Origin of the sequence: Pelagicoccus sp. SDUM812005, assembly GCF_031127875.1 — a bacterium.
GTDB lineage: Bacteria > Verrucomicrobiota > Verrucomicrobiia > Opitutales > Opitutaceae > Pelagicoccus.
This window is the reverse complement of the sequence record NZ_JARXIA010000033.1, coordinates 1-14911: the sequence shown is the minus strand read 5'-3', so window position 1 is coordinate 14911 and position 14911 is coordinate 1. Positions and strand designations below refer to the sequence as shown.

Annotated in this window: 14 protein-coding genes and 1 riboswitch; of the genes, 7 read left to right on the top strand and 7 right to left on the bottom strand. The window is 58.8% G+C overall.

The features are described 5' to 3' along the window. Positions 1-24 precede the first annotated feature (24 nt). The 3 genes from QEH57_RS23650 to pnuC form a co-directional block, all read right to left on the bottom strand. The gene (locus QEH57_RS23650; RefSeq protein WP_309009279.1) at positions 25-399 is read right to left on the bottom strand and encodes a hypothetical protein; all 375 of its coding nucleotides are present in this window, start codon (positions 397-399) and stop codon (positions 25-27) included. Positions 400-461: 62 nt separating this feature from the next. Further along, a complete protein-coding gene (locus tag QEH57_RS23645) occupies positions 462-992 on the bottom strand; it encodes an ATP-binding protein (RefSeq protein WP_309009278.1) in 531 nt (176 codons plus the stop codon). Next, positions 982-1596, bottom strand: coding sequence for a nicotinamide riboside transporter PnuC (gene pnuC, locus QEH57_RS23640; RefSeq protein WP_309009277.1), 615 nt, complete (start codon positions 1594-1596; stop codon positions 982-984). Before pnuC ends, QEH57_RS23645 begins: the two co-directional genes overlap by 11 nt. A gap of 133 nt (positions 1597-1729) precedes the next feature. On the opposite strand from pnuC, the gene QEH57_RS23635 reads away from it, so the two are divergent. From QEH57_RS23635 to QEH57_RS23620, 4 genes are all read left to right on the top strand, one after another. Further along, positions 1730-2848: a PepSY-associated TM helix domain-containing protein gene (locus QEH57_RS23635; RefSeq protein ID WP_309009276.1), complete on the top strand. Its 1119-nt coding sequence runs from the start codon at positions 1730-1732 to the stop codon at positions 2846-2848. After that, positions 2841-4937 carry a TonB-dependent receptor gene (locus QEH57_RS23630; RefSeq protein WP_309009275.1) on the top strand — a complete coding sequence of 699 codons (2097 nt, stop codon included), beginning with the start codon at positions 2841-2843 and terminating at the stop codon, positions 4935-4937. Before QEH57_RS23635 ends, QEH57_RS23630 begins: the two co-directional genes overlap by 8 nt. Before the next feature lie 262 nt (positions 4938-5199). Continuing rightward, positions 5200-5332: riboswitch (TPP riboswitch) on the top strand. Between the two features lie 69 nt (positions 5333-5401). Continuing rightward, a complete protein-coding gene (locus QEH57_RS23625) occupies positions 5402-7495 on the top strand; it encodes a TonB-dependent receptor (protein ID WP_309009274.1) in 2094 nt (697 codons plus the stop codon). A gap of 216 nt (positions 7496-7711) precedes the next feature. Continuing rightward, positions 7712-8689, top strand: coding sequence for an NAD(P)-dependent alcohol dehydrogenase (locus QEH57_RS23620; protein WP_309009273.1), 978 nt, complete (start codon positions 7712-7714; stop codon positions 8687-8689). A gap of 229 nt (positions 8690-8918) precedes the next feature. On the opposite strand, the gene QEH57_RS23615 is transcribed toward QEH57_RS23620, so the two are convergent. The 4 genes from QEH57_RS23615 to QEH57_RS23600 form a co-directional block, all read right to left on the bottom strand. Further along, positions 8919-9788, bottom strand: coding sequence for a DUF4437 domain-containing protein (locus tag QEH57_RS23615; protein WP_309009272.1), 870 nt, complete (start codon positions 9786-9788; stop codon positions 8919-8921). A gap of 3 nt (positions 9789-9791) precedes the next feature. Next, complete coding sequence (locus QEH57_RS23610; RefSeq protein ID WP_309009271.1) at positions 9792-10610, bottom strand: SDR family NAD(P)-dependent oxidoreductase; 819 nt, start codon at positions 10608-10610, stop codon at positions 9792-9794. Beyond that, positions 10607-11626 (bottom strand): LLM class oxidoreductase, encoded by a 1020-nt coding sequence (locus tag QEH57_RS23605; protein ID WP_309009270.1) that lies wholly within the window; start codon positions 11624-11626, stop codon positions 10607-10609. The genes QEH57_RS23610 and QEH57_RS23605 overlap by 4 nt, the downstream gene beginning before the upstream one ends. A gap of 66 nt (positions 11627-11692) precedes the next feature. Then, positions 11693-12682: a zinc-dependent alcohol dehydrogenase family protein gene (locus QEH57_RS23600; RefSeq protein ID WP_309009269.1), complete on the bottom strand. Its 990-nt coding sequence runs from the start codon at positions 12680-12682 to the stop codon at positions 11693-11695. Between the two features lie 227 nt (positions 12683-12909). Here QEH57_RS23600 and QEH57_RS23595 point away from each other — a divergent pair, with 227 nt between their 5' ends. The 3 genes from QEH57_RS23595 to QEH57_RS23585 all read left to right on the top strand — a co-directional run bounded on the left by QEH57_RS23595 (position 12910) and on the right by QEH57_RS23585 (position 14686). Continuing rightward, the gene (locus QEH57_RS23595) at positions 12910-13764 is read left to right on the top strand and encodes a helix-turn-helix domain-containing protein (protein ID WP_309009268.1); all 855 of its coding nucleotides are present in this window, start codon (positions 12910-12912) and stop codon (positions 13762-13764) included. A 239-nt stretch (positions 13765-14003) separates the two neighbouring features. Then, the gene (locus QEH57_RS23590) at positions 14004-14411 is read left to right on the top strand and encodes a HigA family addiction module antitoxin (RefSeq protein ID WP_309009267.1); all 408 of its coding nucleotides are present in this window, start codon (positions 14004-14006) and stop codon (positions 14409-14411) included. Then, on the top strand, positions 14408-14686 hold the full coding sequence (locus QEH57_RS23585; RefSeq protein ID WP_309009266.1) for a type II toxin-antitoxin system RelE/ParE family toxin: 279 nt from the start codon (positions 14408-14410) through the stop codon (positions 14684-14686). Before QEH57_RS23590 ends, QEH57_RS23585 begins: the two co-directional genes overlap by 4 nt. Positions 14687-14911 lie beyond the last annotated feature (225 nt).

Genomic DNA, 14911 nt, shown 5'->3' with positions numbered 1-14911 from the left:
GCGTTTACGCTTGGCGTTTCGCGCTTAGCTATCTTCGAACTCGTAGCCTTGTTCGCGGAGAAAGCGTATCAGCCGGTCGGTGTCGCAGCTTTTCAGGACGGTGCCGTCGGTCCATTTGACGATGGGGCTTTGCCCGCTTGCCTCGCTCTCGGGGATCCCGGTTTCCTGGGCGATTTCTTCGGCGGTGGCTCCGGATCGATCGCGATAGGCGATGCCGTGGTTCTCCAGGAATTTCGTCACGGCGTTTTCGTTGGATTCCGTTTCCGGTAAGTAGACTGCTGGTAGCTCGTTCATAGTTTCGCTTAGCTCAAAGCGTACCGCTTGCGTGAAGAGCGGAGCTTTCGGCGGATCTCGCAGGTCGATTCCCGACATCGAGAGCTTGGAGTATGCAGAGCGCATCGTCGCGGTATGCGGTTTGCCCTGTGGAAAGCCGGCGGAGGTAGACGCGGGGCGTCTTTCGGTCAGAGCTGCTGCAGGTCTGTCAGTACGGTTTGGATACGTCGCTCGAGAGGGCCGCTCAAGAGGATCGGGCGGATGTCGTAGCGAGCGAGCATTTCTTGGAAGCGGGAGTGCAGGTGGTCGCGTTCTGAGGCGCTGACGCGTTGGCCGGGATCGGCCTCCCATGGGATGTCGGGCAGGCAGAAGAAGTAGCGGGCGTAGTCGCGCTCGAGGAAGCGTTGGTCGACCCATGGGATATGGGTGTCGAAGTAGTGTTCCGCGTAGAGGATGGAGGAGAGCAGGTTGGTGTCGTGCAGGGCGAAGCGCTTGGCCTTAGCGAAGGCCTCGTCCTCGCCCTGGAGCTGTCCGCGGGCGATGGGGTCGAGGTCCCGGGCTTCGAGCGGCCGTTGGATGGAGTCTACGTATTCGCGCACGTATTCCAGGGAGTAAGGTTCGTCCAAGGCTTCGGAGATCGCTCGAATGAGGGTGGTTTTGCCGGTGCACTCGGCGCCGGTGAAGACGATGCGGCGCGGGGCGTCTTGCTTAGCGTCCACGGGGCTCGAGCTCCTTCTTCCAACTTGCGTAGCCCATGACGGCGAGGGCGGTGAAAACGATGAACATGGCGACCGCGACCCAATAGCCTTGGCTGCCCCAGAGGATGACGAAGGCGAGGTCGGCCACGATCCAGGCCAGCCAGTTTTCCAGGAGCTTCCTGCCGAGCATCCATTGGGCTAGGAAGGAGAGGGTGGTGGCGAAGGCGTCGAGGAAGGGGGCGGAGCCTTCCGTGTAGCGGGAGAGCAGGGTCCCGATGGCGAGCGTGCCGGCGACGCCGATTGCGATTGTCCAAGCGAGGGCGGGACCTCGCAGTCGACTGATGCGCAGCTCCTCGGGGGCGTCGGCTCCTGCGGCGAGGCTTTGGGAGCGGGTCCATTGCCGCCAGCCGTAGAGGGAGATGGGGATGAAGCAGGCGTTGAGGGCCATGGCGGCGTACAGTCCGGCCGAGAAGCTCAGGTAGGCGTAGAGGAGGTAGCAGAGGATGTAGAAGGGCCAGGCCAGGGCCTTTTCCTTGATGCTGAGGTAGACGCCTGCGAGGCCGGTGGCGGTGCCAAGCCACTCCACGAGGGACGTTTGCCGGATTTGTTCGATGAAGAGATCCATTTAGAGCTTTGGTTTCAAAACCGAGTTCGGGCGGGCTGTCGACTCTTGCCGCGCCCGGAGAGGGATCCTCTAGTGAAAACGAGTCTCAAGAACAGGCTTGACCTGAGGGCGGCCGGGCCTATCGGTAACGCACTTGCGACTCATTCTCATAAAAATCCATCTGTATCTCGGGCTGGTCGGCGGCGTTCTGTTGAGCGTGGTGGCGATCACGGGAGCGCTCTATGCCTACGAGCCGCAACTGCGGCAGTGGTGGAGCGAGGAAGTCGAGGCGTGGGAGCCCGCGACGGCGTTGAGTCCCCGAGACTTGAGCGAGAGGATTCGCTCCTGGGGTTGGGAAGGCGAGGCGACGGCCTTTCGCTGGCCGGAGAGCGCCGAGGCGCCGGTGTGGGTTATTTGGCGAGAGGAATCGGGCGCCCGGCAGGACTTCATGTTGGACGCGCTCACGGGGCGGCGCTTGCCTCGGGCGGAGCAGGCCCGAGCATTTTTCCACGGCGTTCTGTCCATCCATCGAACCCTCACGCTAGGCGAGGCCGGCACGAAGATCGTGGGAGCATCCGCCGCGTCGTTGCTTGTGTTGACCTTGAGCGGGTTGTTTATCGCGGTACGCCGTTGGCGTGACGCCAAGCGGGTTTGGATACCCGCGAAGAGCGAGTCTCGCGCTAAGGCGCCGCGAGTGCGGTGGCGCTTTCTGCATCGCATGGTGGGAGCGTGGGCGACGCCTTGGTTTTTGCTGATGCCCTTGACGGGAATGGTTTGGAGCTTTGACGCCTATGCTGGCTTTCTGAAGCATCTCGGCGGTCCGCCGCGGTTTCCCAGCTATCCGAGCTTGGCGTCGAATCTCGAGCAGGAGAGCGTGGCCTGGGACGAAATCTGGCAGCGCTGCCTGGAGAAGGTGCCAAGCCAGACCACGATGCGGCTGATGATGCCGACGAAGCCCGGGCAGCCGGTCCGCTTCGAATGGAGTCCGGAGGGAGTCGCCTCGTTTGCCATGCGATCGAAGCTATTCCTAGATCCAGGATCTGGATACGTGATTGAGGAGCATCCGTGGGAGGAGTTCAGCGCAGGGGAGCAATTGGTGCGCTGGGCGTATCCGCTGCATACGGGACGGATCGCTGGAGTGGCGGGGCAGACGGTGGCGTTTTTCGGATCGCTCACGATGCCCTTTTTCTTCGGGACGGGGCTCTACCTCTACTTAGCCCGGAAGCGAAAAGCTCGAGCTGCAAAATTTGAAACTACGAATAATGATGAATAAGCGAACTAACATCAAAGCGACTTGCACGGTCGCACTCGCTGCCGTGGGAGCGCTGTCTCTCTCGGCCCAGGAGGATCTCGGCGCTGCCCATGAGCTCGACGCGTTTACGGTGACGACTGCGACTCGGGTGGAGAAGCAGATTAGCTCGATTCCGCAAAGCGTTTCGATCGTATCCGAGCAGTCCCTACAGGACCAGCTTTCGATTTCGAGCGATTTGATTTCCGCTCTTTCCCAGATGGCGCCGAGCTACTCTCCGAGTCGCGGCAAGATGACGGGAGCCGGGGAGACCTTCCGCGGTCGCAGCCCGCTTTTCATGATCGATGGCGTGCCGCAGTCGAATCCCCTGCGCGACGGAAGTCGTGATGGCTACACGATCGATCCTGCGATGATCGAGCGAGTCGAGCTGGTGCACGGCGCTTCCGCGGCTCAAGGAATGGGAGCGACGGGCGGCATCATCAATTACGTCACCAAGCGCGCTCCCGCGATGGACGGATTGCGCCAGTGGGCTGAATTCGGCGTCAATACCAGCGAAGAGCGTGAGTCGGCAGGCGTGGGCTATCGTTCCGCCTACGGCGTTGGCTATCGCGAGGGTGCGTTTGGCTTCGTCGGAGGAGTCACCTACGAGTGGCGGCCTATGTCCTTCGATGCGGAAGGGAATCTCGTGGGGATCGACAACACTCAAGGCGATACCATGAACTCCAGCTCTTTGGACTTGTATGGAAAGGTTACCTACAATCTGGATCAGAACCAGGAGATCCGAGTGATGGTGAACAAGTTCGAGATGAAACAAGATCTTGAATACGTTCAGGTGGCAGGCGACAGCTCCGAAGGAGTTCCGACCACTTCGATCAAAGGGGAAACTCCAGGCAAGGCGACGCAGAATGACGTCGAAACCATTTCGGCGAGCTATCGCCACAACGACTTGGGCGGCGGTAAGCTTTCGGTCGACTTGTTCGCCAACGATTTCGCCGCTACCTACGGGGGCGGCGCCTTCGGAACCTTCCGTTACGAAGGCGAGCTGATCTTCGACCAGTCGGAGAACCAGTCCGATAAGAAGGGCGCGAAGGTAACCTTCGTTCGCGATTTGGATTACCTCGGCGACTTGGGCATGGTGACGGGAATCGACTTCTTCGAGGACACCACCCAGCAAGTCTTGGTGCAGACGAATCGCCAGTGGGTTCCCGAGACGACCTACAAGAGCTGGGCTCCGTACTTGCAATTCGATCGCCTCGTAGGCGATTTTGTAGTGACTTCGGGAATACGCTTCGAGAACGCGAAGCTCGAAGTCGGCGATTTCACTACGCTCGAATCCTACGGAAGCCATGACGTCGCTGGCGGCAGCCCAGATTTCGAGGAGGTTCTTTTCAACCTGGGAACGACGTACCGAGTGAACGATCCTTTGACGGTGTTCGCCAGCTATACGCAAGGGTTTGGCATGGCAGACGTCGGTCGCGTGCTGCGAGGCATCAATATACCGGACCAGGACGTGGACGATTTTCTCGATCTCGAACCGGTCGTGACGGACAACTACGAGCTCGGTGCCCGCTGGGTATCCGAAGGGTGGAAGGCGTCGCTGAGCGCTTATTGGTCGACCTCGGATCTCGGCAGCCGTTTGCAGGCGAACGAGGACGGCATCTACACGGTTCGTCGCGAGCAGACGGAAATCTGGGGCGCGGAAGCGGAACTCGAACGCTCTCTCGGAGAGTACGACGAGCTAGGCGGCGTTTTCGCTTGGGTGGACGGAAAGTCCGATACCGATGGCGATGGATCGGTGGATACGCGCTTGGACGGAGCGAATATTCCACCTGCTCGCTTGAACCTTTACTGGAATCGCGACTGGAGCGAGGGCCTGCGCTCGCGCCTGCAGGCATCCAACTATTTTGACAGCGATAGCCGTGGCTTCAGCGGGTACACTCTCTTCGACTTCCTGCTCTCCTACGAGCTGAACGAGGGGCTGCTGACCGTCGGTTTCGAAAACGTATTCGATAAGCAATACATTACCTACTATTCCCAGACCGTTGGAAACGACAGTCGATACTTCGCGGGTCGAGGCCGGACGCTCACTGCGAAGTACTCGTTCGAGTTTTAAGGTTTAGTAGCCAAGCCGAATTTTCCTTCTCAAAGTCGTCCGGGATTTCCCGGGCGTCTTTTTTGTGGGGCGACCGCGGGGAAGGCGGCCGTGCTGGCGAGGGCAAGCTGCTCCGAGAGAGAAGCTTGCCCCGTTGGGGCGGCGCGAGCCCGTGTTTGGGGATTTGCGCTCAGAAGCGGGCCGACGGGTCGCCGTCGACCGCGGAAGTGAGCGCGGGCCTTCGGCTTGTTGTTGACAAGGGCAATCCGCCGTCTACTCCGGAAGCCATCCTTAGGGGCGACCTGGCATGGGTCTGAGATGCTTCCTTGCCGGCGGTGAATAGCTGTCGGCGCAGATGCGGTCCCTTTGAACCTGATCCGGTTAATACCGGCGTAGGAAAAGGTAAGGGCCGACCTCTGAGGAGAGGGAGACTCGCTTTTCTTCGCTCATGGCCGGATCTCAAACGCAAACTATTGAGATCCAAAATGTCACAACGTAGAAACAAACTCATGCTGGCCCTCGCGGCGGCCAGCCTCGGCAGCAGCGCTTGGACGCGCGACGCTGAACCCATGGCCGTAGTAGAGCTTCCCGAGCTCTTCGTGACCGGCTCGCTCTGGCAGTCCGAACTGCTGGACACGACCGCTAGCGTAACCGTGCTCGATGCTGCTCGCTTTTCCGGCGACGGTTCCCAGCACTTCGAAAACCTGATCGACGCCATCCCGAACCTGACCTGGACGGGCGGCACTTCGCGTCCCCGCTACCTGCAGATTCGCGGTATCGGCGAGAATTCCCAATTCGAGGGCGAGACTCCGGACTCTTCGGTCCGCTTCGTGGTCGACGACCTCGACTTCACGGGCCTCGGCACCATCGGCAGCCTCTTCGACATGCAGCAGGTGGAAGTGCTGCGCGGCCCGCAAGCCGGTTCCTTCGGCCTCAATGCGGCGGGGGGCGTTATCAAGCTCGTTTCCGCGGACCCGACTCCCTACCAGTCTGGTCTGGTCGAAACCAGCATCGGCGAGGACAATCTCCTTTCCGGCGGCGTCGCCTTCGGCGGAGCTCTGGCAGGCGAGGAGCTGACCTACCGCATCTCCGTTCACCAGCTCTCCCAGGACGGCTGGCGCTTGAACAAGACCCTCGATCGCGACGACACCAACGAACGCGACGAGCTCACCTCCCGGTTGAAGCTCCGCTGGCTCGCCTCGGACGCTTGGACCTGGGACGGCACGCTTTTCTATGCCGACGCGAACAACGGCTACGACGAGTGGTCCCTGGACAACACCGGTTTCGAGGTCTACTCCGACGAGCCCGGCCGCGACGAGCAGGAGTCATTCGCGAGCAGCCTTCGCGGCACTTGGAAGCAGTCGGAGGATGCCAGCTTCACCACGATCACCAGCTTCAGCGCCAGCGATTCCTACTACAGCTACGACTCCGACTGGACCACGCTCAATAGCGAAGACCCGCGTTCCTACGACGCTTACATGGAGATCGCTCGCGAGCGCGAAGCCTTCTCCCAAGAGTTTCGCTACGACTCGCTTGCTTCCGGGGCCATCGATCGCTGGACGCTCGGCGGCTACGTCGGCTTGCTCGACGAGACGAGCGACATCGAGTACCGCGACATGTGGAGCAGTCCGGAGTGGCCCGTCTTGGCCGACTCCAGCTACGAGAGCGAAAACTTCGCCCTGTTCGGCCAGGTCGAAAAATCCCTGTCGGAAACCTCGCGCCTCATCCTCGGGCTGCGCAGCGAGTACTACTCCATCGAAGCCGCTTCGGAAGGGCTTTACTACGGTTCTCCACTTCCGAGCGGAACAGGCAAGGAGTCCGGCACGGTGTTTGGCGGAAACCTGACCTTCGAGAGCGACTTCGCCGAGAACCACCTGTTCTTCGCCACCCTTGCCCGCGGCTACAAGGCGGGTGGAGCTAACATCGCTGCCTTCCTCGAAGAAGGCGATCCGCTGACCTACGGCGACGAGACCCTTTGGAACTACGAGCTCGGCTTGCGCAGCAACTGGCTCGACGGGAAGCTGACTTCCTCGGTGACCGCCTTCTACCTCGACCGCCGCGACGCTCAGCTGCGCGACTCGGCTGGCGCTGGCGGCTTCTTCCGCTACTTCACGTCCAATCAGGGCGACGCCGAGCATATCGGCCTCGAAGCCGAAACACGCTGGTATGTATCCGAAAACTGGACTCTGAACGCCGGTATTGGTTTGCTCGATACGGAGCACGCCGCCACGGGCCGCGAACTCTCGAACTCGCCTAGCTACACCTATAATGCCGGTTTGAGCTACAGCGGAAACAACGGCGTGTTTGGCAATCTGCAGCTGAGCGGCCGCGACGAGTACTACGAGTCCAACAGCTCAGGCAACGACGAGCAACGCGACGCCTATTCGCTGGTGAACGCCACGATCGGCTACCAATACGAAGCGTGGAGCTTCTCCATCTGGGCCAAGAACGTCTTCGACGAGAACTACCAGAAGCGCCTCTTCTACTTTGGCAACGCCCAGCCCGACTGGACTCCGACTCGCTACGAAGATCCAGCGGATCCCCGCCAGCTCGGCGCGACCGTGCGGTACGCGTTTTAAGCTCTTAGCGTAACCACTTTTCTAATACAAAGGATCCCCGCTTCGGGGGATCCTTTTTTTGTGAGGGTAGGGCGCGGGTTTAGGCTCGAGACCCTTTTCGAAGGTATTCTGGGGCGCTGCCCGTTTTGCTCACCGTCTCGCTTGGTAGCGATTGGTGAAAAATGGCATCGCAGATTGGCGCCATGGGTGCTGTTTTGATGTTCGAAGGTCGAAGGAATGAAAGCGGTTGTATGCGAAAAGTATGGTCCGGCTGCCAAGGTGGTCCGGATCGGTGAAAGAGATAGACCGACCCCGAAGGGGAACGAGCTCTTGGTTGCGGTCAAGGCGAGCTCGGTCACGTCGGCGGATTGTCGGATCCGGTCTCTCAATGTCCCTACCGGATTTTCGCTTTTGATGCGGATGGCGCTCGGGTTTGCGCGGCCGAGGAACCCTGTGCTCGGAGTGGATTTTTCGGGGGTCGTTGAAGCAGTGGGTCCGAAGGTGGAGGGCTTTGAAGTGGGGGATCCGGTTTTGGGCAGCACCGGGATACGGATGGGCTGCCACGCGGAGTTTGTGCGGGTCCCGGCTCGTTCCGCGATTGTAAGGAAGCCGGAGGGGATTTCCTACGAATCGGCGGCGGCGTTTCCGTTTGGCTATTTGACCGCCTTGTCGTTTCTAAGGGACCAGGCGAAGCTTCGCTCGGGGCAGTCGGTTTTGGTCTACGGAGCGTCCGGCGCGGTGGGGGCTGCTTCGGTGCAGCTGGCCTCATCCATGGGGGCGACGGTGACGGGCGTGTGCAGCGGTAGAAATAGCGAACTCGTGAGGTCCTTGGGCGCCGCGAATGTGGTCGATTATCAAACCCAAGATATGAGTCGGTTCGAAGGTCGCTACGACGTCGTGTTCGATACGGTCGGGAAGCTTGGATTTGAGAATGGAATGAATCTAACGAAGCGGGGTGGGACCTTTCTTTTGACGGTAGCGGGCATCCCGGACTACTTGAAAATCGGAAGGTCGAAGTTCGGTAGCGGCCGAAGGGTGTCCGCTGGAATGGCAGGGGAGAAGAAGGCGGATCTCGAGTATCTCGCCAACTTGTTGTCTTCCGGCGTTTTGAAGCCGGTCATCGACCGCTGCTTCCCCATCGATGATATTGTGGCGGCCTACGAGTATTCAGAAAGTGGACGCAAGCGAGGAAACGTGGTTCTCTCGATCTCCTGAGGAATGAGCCTGTCGGTCCGCGCGAATTCGAATTTGGAAAAAGTATCCGTTTTTTGGTGATGGCGATCCTGCCTATGCTCGCATGGGTAAGCCCGGATCGCCGTATTCTACTGGTGTGAGGCCAAGCTAGAGCGTTTTTCGTCTAGTTAGTCGTACTGTGTGATGAGGGAAACGCGGCGTGTCCGGCGGTCCCGCCCTACCTTATGCGAATGATCAAACGAAAAATGCTCTAGTCGGATCGCTCGTCGGCGCTCACGCGGTACTTTCCTTCGGTGCGGAGGTAGAGGGTGGTTTCCGTTTTGCTTGTGAGGCTGTGCTCGGTTTGGCCTGTGGAGCTGAAGTAGCTGCCAGGAGCGAGCTGGGAGGCGTTGGTTTTCCCGTTCACTTGGTGGGTGAGCTGGCCTTTGACGACGACGGCTCGCAGGTTGGCGCTGTTGGCGCTGAGCGTGCCTGAGAATCCGGCTGGCAGCTTGAGAAAGGAGCCGTTGAGTTCGCCCGGCCCCGTGCTTCCCCAGAGGTAGGCGATCGCGGGGGCGCTTGCGTTTGCGCGGCTTTGTTTGCTTTGGGAGATCCAGGTCAAATCCGAGGGCGTGAGCCAGACGATGTTTGAAGGATCGACGGTGACTGGGCGCTCGCCGCTGTCGAAGGCTTGTTCGGAGGGATGCACCAGGTAGGGGCCTTCTTCGATTTCAATGTAGGCAAGGGAGTTCGTGCCTTGAGCGGCGGTGATGTGGACCTCGCCCTTGGGCTGGGTCCAGAAGGAGCCAGCTGGCATCCACATCTCGGCGGCTTCGGGATCGTCGTTGTGTATGAGACCACTTATGACGACGCCGCGGTAGGATACGTTGTGGATGTGCGGCGGCGATTCGAAGCCGTCGGAGGGTTTGAGCAGGAAGCCGGTTGGCTGGTCGCTATTGCGGTCGCCCCAGAGCGTGCCCGCCTTCGGGGCGAGATCGCCGCGCTTCGGATTGAGATGGGTCCATTCGACTTCGGATGCTTGGGTGATTATGACCTCTTGTCCCTGTAGTTGGCTGAGGAATACGGTAAGCGATAAAAGGAGAATGCTTGAAGTTCGTTTAGCTTTTACGAGGATGTTCATGATTTAGTTCTCAGAATGGTTGAGCTTGGAAAGGGTGGTTTCGATGCGTTGCGCAAGCGACGCGCATTTTTCGGCGTCGAGAGCATCGGAGTGAGGCGATGAGAACTTGCCGACATCGTTGTCGAAATAGAGCCCGGAGGCGTTTGAGAATTCTTCCGAGACTGCGGCCCTCGCCAAAATATCAGCTCCGATGCCGATGTCTTTTCCGCTGACTCCAAACCCTTGCTGAACCATTTTTGTTCCGAGCAAGGAGCCGGGGTTGACCGCGATAAAAGCTGGGCCGTTGTCGCCTGCGGTCTGGGCTAGGTGACGCGTCCACATGGTTAATGCCAGCTTGCTCTGGGCGTAGGCTTCCATATCCGAGAGTTGAATACGCCGTTCAAGCGCTTGCAGGTTGACCGGCGATTGGGCGGCGGACGAGAGGCTTATCACGCGTCCGTGGTTGCCGAGCAGTGGGCGGAGTTTTCGGGTGAGCAAAAAGGGAGCGATGGTATTGACCAGAAAGCGGATGTCCAAGCCGACGCTCGTAGAGCTGTCCGCTACGCTTAGGACTCCCGCGTTGTTGATTAGAACGTCGAGCCTTCCGATGGTTTCGGGTACGGAATTCGCTAAGCGTTCAACGTCGGAGAGCTGGGAAAGATCGGCCAGGAATCCTTGGGCTTCGCCGTTGCCTCCGGCCGCTTTCAGTTCCTCCTTGGCGCTTTCGAGCTTGGTTTGGCTTCGACCATGGAGGAGGATGTGGTGACCCTGTGAATACAGCGTTTTGGCGGCCGCCAGGCCGATGCCGTCGGTGGATCCGGTTATGAGAATCGTCTTTTTCATGGGTTGGAGTCCCTGTGGTTGAAGTGTGGCAGCGTGTGGTTGGCGAGTTTTTCGAGTGTCGCTTCCACGGGGCTTTGGTTGAAACGGAGGTTCAAGGCGATGTGGTTGATTCCGATCTCCTCTAAGGATTTCAGGTGGTCGTTGAGGCGGTTGAGGCCCAGTCTGAGGCCGAGATGGATGGGCTGCGGCGCTGCGTCGGGATCGCTGGCGAGGTCGATGTAGAGCGGTTGCATGACCGGTTGAACGGGCCTTCCGGATTGTTGAGTCCTCAGGCGCCAATCTTGGATCAACTTTGCCTGTACCGCTAGCGGGCGAGGGTAGGTCATCCAGCCGTCGCCATGCCTGGCGAGCCACTCGGGCGATTGCTGGCTTCCTCCCGTGATCAGCAGCGGTAGTTTTCCGGAAGTCGGTTTCGGGAGCAGGTCCATTCCGGCCCCGAGGGCGCCGAACGCGTTTTCGAATTGAGGGGCGAATTCGCTCAGGCGCCGGATGTATTCGAAGCTTTGGCGAAAGCGTTCGCCGCGGTTTTCGAACGGCAGGTTCAAGGCCGCATACTCTTCGGGTTGATCGCCAGACGCGACGCCGAGCAGGAGGCGCCCGTTGGACAACTGGTCGACGCTTGCCGCCGCTTTGGCGACGTGGGCGGGATGGCGCAACGGGAGCACGATGCTGGCTACGCCCAAGCCGATGCCTTGGGTGCTCGCCGCCAGGTAGCCCAAGTAGGCGAAGGGATCGAATAGCTGTCCGGCATCGCCAAACGAAGGAACGTTGAAGGGAACGTCCCGTAGCCACACCGCGGCGAAGCCCAGCGATTCGGCGAGCTGCACGCGTTGGAGATGGCCTTCCATGCTGGGAACCGGACCGTGCCCATAGCTTTCGAGGGGAACGACCAAGCCGACGCTCAAGCGATCCGGTTTGAAAACGGAGTTGTAGGCGCGGTTGAGCTTCTGGAAGGCTTCGGGGCGTTCTGAGGGATCGTCGCGAGTCGGCTCTGTTGTGGGCGCGGTGGTGGGCATTTTCGTTCGTGGTTTGAGTGAAGGGAGAGTCCACCCACGCTTGTAGCGTGGGCGGCCTCCGATCGCTTATCTATTTTCGATGACGACCTTGCCCATGGCTTGGCCGCTTTCCAGGCGCGCGTGGGCCAAGCCAGCCTCCTCGAGCGAGAAGTTGGTTTCGTCCAGTACTGGCTTGAGCTCGCCGGACTCGGCTATTTTGGCTAGCTCGCTGAGGATGTGGGCGTGCTCTTCTCTGCGGTAGTCGTGCAACATCGGTATTAGCATAAAGACTACATGCAGCGAGAGTCCCTTGAAGTGGACGACGGAAAGGTCGATCTCGCACATGGAGACGGTAGACGCGATTTGTCCGTTCAGAGCGGCGGCGTTGAACGAATTGAGCATGTTGGCTCCGCCAACCGTATCGAAGACCAGGTCGAAGCCCGCTCCGTCGGTGTGCTTGGCCACGTAGTCTTCCACGCTTTCGGTCTTGTAGTTGATGAAGGTGGCGCCGAATCCCTCGATGAGCGCCTTCTGCTTTTCGCCGCCACCGGTAGAGTAGACGTCCGCTCCGAAGTGCTTTGCCAGTTGGATGGCGAGGTGTCCCACGCCACCGGAGCCGCCGTGTACGAGAACCTTTTGGCCCGCCTTGATCGCAGCTCGCTTGAGGCCTTCGTAGGCTGTGATTCCAACCAGCGGGATGGCAGCGGCTTCGCGCATCGACAGGTTCTTGGGCTTGCGGGCGATGAGTTTAGCGTCGGCCACGATGTTCTCGGCCAGCGTTCCCGGGAGGTCGGCGAGTCCGCCGGCGCATCCATAGACTTCGTCGCCAACTGCGAAAGAGTCGACGCCTTCTCCGATCGCCTCGATGGTCCCGGCGAAGTCCATGCCGAGGATTGCGGGCGTATCGGGGGAGAGGGGGAGGTCTTTTCCCATGTTGCGGATCATGGTGTCCACCGTGTTCACGCTGGAGGCAGCGATCTTAACGAGGACGTGCCCTGGCTTGACCTCGGGAGTTGAGACGTCTGTCGCTTCGAATTCTGAGTTTTCGCCGTAAGAGCGTAGGAGCATTGCTTTCATAATGGTGTATTCGTTTCTGAGTGTTTCGAAAGGTTGAGTGAGTGACTCGATGGTTGAAATGAAGAGGCAGGCAGCCTCGGTTCGCAATTTGAATGGGTTGTATGAAAATTGGTTTGTCTGGTAGATTTGGCGGGTTTCTAGAGTCTAGGCTGGATTATTTCGGGGTGAGATGGGAGTTTTAGGCGAAACGGGCGACCTGTTCGCCAGAAAGAACCAGCAAAATTACAATGATCACTGAAACCGCACGCAAAGTATTCGAGATCCACGTGGAAGAGCTCACGGAGTGGGGCAAGCGCCCGCACAAGCACAACTTCTTCGAAATCGTCTACGTGGAGAAGGGCTCGGGTTTCCAATGCATCAATCACCACGAGTTCGAGTATCGCGAGGGGAACATCTTCTTGCTGCCTCCGTTGGACTGCCATTCGTTCCGCATCAAGGAGCCGTCGCGCTTCTACTTCGTACGCTTCACGGACCACTACTTTTTGAACAGCGAAGGCCTGACCGACTACAACGCTTGGTTTGATCGCGTGGCGTATATACTCGCCAACTACAACAAGGTGCCGGGCGACATCATCGCATCTGAGCGAGAGCGCAAGTTCATCATAGACAGTATCAAGTCCATCTACCAGGAGTACCTCACGGCGGACGGTTACTCGGAGTCGATCATCACCGGCACGGTCGCATCCATACTGAACCTCTTAGCCCGCAGCATCGAGAAGCGCTACGTCGATCAGGCCAACTCGGTCGACAATCGCTTTGGCGAAGTCCTGCGCTTTATCAATACGAATATCGGCGACTCGAACAAGCTCAAGGCCCAGGCTCTGGCGGATCGCTTTGGAATTTCGCCGTCATACTTTTCCGAATACTTCAAGAAAAACGCCGGGGTTAGCCTGAAGGACTACATCATGGAGGCGAAGCTGCGGGTGGTGGAAACGAAGGTCTTGCATACGGACTTGTCGCTCAAGGAAGTCGCGTACCAGCTCGGCTTCACCGACAGCAGCCACTTGGCGAAAACCTTCAAGAAGACCTACGGGATGACCGTTTCGGAGTTCAAGCAGGCCGGCAAGGTTCCGTGTCGCTGAGACCCTAGGGGCTTTTGGGGAGCGGCCCCGTTGTCGTTCCTTTCTCGAGCTTCAGTACGGATTGGTTTATGTTTTGCCGTCGCCAATCCTTGAAGCCCAGACCTCCTCCGCGTGACTCGTTTTTGACTCCCCACTAACCGCAAGGAAGGGGCAAGGAGTGACACTGAATTGTCCTGCCAAATACGGATCCCAATATTCTTTGCTGTGTAGACTGTTAAGATTTAAGAGCTGACCCTGCTATGGATCCCCAACAAAGATTGACCCGTTTTGCGCTCTCGTCGTGTGAAAAGTTTGCAGTTGACTGTGTTGCCTATAACGCTATGCGTTATGGCGTGGAGCCGATTACACCTGGGGAGATTCTGAAGGACGACTACCTCGATCCGCTCGAGATTTCTCAGAACGCGTTGGGGCGGGCGCTTGGCGTTTCGCCTCGGGCGATCAATGAGATCGTGCATGGGCGACGCTCGATTACCGCCCAGATGTCGATTCGTCTGGGCGCTTATTTCCGGCAGTCGCCTCGCTTCTGGCTGAATATCCAGACCGAGTGTGACATTCGCAATGCCATGCGAGAGCAGAAAAAACTCACCGCGCATATCAAGCCCATGGAGTCGGTTGCTGAATCCTCAACTGAATACGGCAAGAGATGATCCGTTCCTTTTCCGACAAAGCGACGCGTGAACTTTGGGAGAACGAGAAATCGCGGCGCTTCGCTTCCGTTGCCCGAGTCGCTTTGCGACGCCTCATTCAGCTAAACGCCGCGGAGTCGTTGGACGATCTACGCGTGCCTCCGGGCAACCACCTCGAATCACTCAGCGGCGACCGAGAAGGGCAGCATTCGATGCGCGTTAATCGGCAATATCGTATTTGCTTTTCTTGGACAGACGAAGGTCCAGTGAACGTCGAAATAGTCGACTACCACTAATGGATGTTGAGTGAATTTGACTTCCGACGTTTGATTCCATTTGCACTCCCCGAGTTAAAGTATTACGGTCTGACCCCTTTAGTTCCCCTCTACCCCTTTAGTTCCCCTCCGAGTTAAAGTATTACGGTCTGACCCCTGCTATGGGTTAAATTGTCAAGTCGCGTTGGATCTGATTATTTCATATTTTCAAAAGGGGGGGGTGCAATGGGTGGGGAAGCCTTGGGG

Excerpts from the sequence above, each read along its gene's own strand:
- QEH57_RS23620 (WP_309009273.1), top strand. The coding sequence starts at position 7,712 with ATGAAAGCGGTTGTATGCGAAAAGTATGGTCCGGCTGCCAAGGTGGTC.
- QEH57_RS23595 (WP_309009268.1), top strand. The coding sequence starts at position 12,910 with ATGATCACTGAAACCGCACGCAAAGTATTCGAGATCCACGTGGAAGAG.
- QEH57_RS23630 (WP_309009275.1), top strand. The coding sequence starts at position 2,841 with ATGAATAAGCGAACTAACATCAAAGCGACTTGCACGGTCGCACTCGCT.
- QEH57_RS23625 (WP_309009274.1), top strand. The coding sequence starts at position 5,402 with ATGTCACAACGTAGAAACAAACTCATGCTGGCCCTCGCGGCGGCCAGC.
- QEH57_RS23605 (WP_309009270.1), bottom strand. The coding sequence starts at position 11,626 with ATGCCCACCACCGCGCCCACAACAGAGCCGACTCGCGACGATCCCTCA.
- QEH57_RS23650 (WP_309009279.1), bottom strand. The coding sequence starts at position 399 with ATGCGCTCTGCATACTCCAAGCTCTCGATGTCGGGAATCGACCTGCGA.
- QEH57_RS23590 (WP_309009267.1), top strand. The coding sequence starts at position 14,004 with ATGGATCCCCAACAAAGATTGACCCGTTTTGCGCTCTCGTCGTGTGAA.
- QEH57_RS23610 (WP_309009271.1), bottom strand. The coding sequence starts at position 10,610 with ATGAAAAAGACGATTCTCATAACCGGATCCACCGACGGCATCGGCCTG.
- QEH57_RS23615 (WP_309009272.1), bottom strand. The coding sequence starts at position 9,788 with ATGAACATCCTCGTAAAAGCTAAACGAACTTCAAGCATTCTCCTTTTA.
- pnuC (WP_309009277.1), bottom strand. The coding sequence starts at position 1,596 with ATGGATCTCTTCATCGAACAAATCCGGCAAACGTCCCTCGTGGAGTGG.
- QEH57_RS23585 (WP_309009266.1), top strand. The coding sequence starts at position 14,408 with ATGATCCGTTCCTTTTCCGACAAAGCGACGCGTGAACTTTGGGAGAAC.
- QEH57_RS23600 (WP_309009269.1), bottom strand. The coding sequence starts at position 12,682 with ATGAAAGCAATGCTCCTACGCTCTTACGGCGAAAACTCAGAATTCGAA.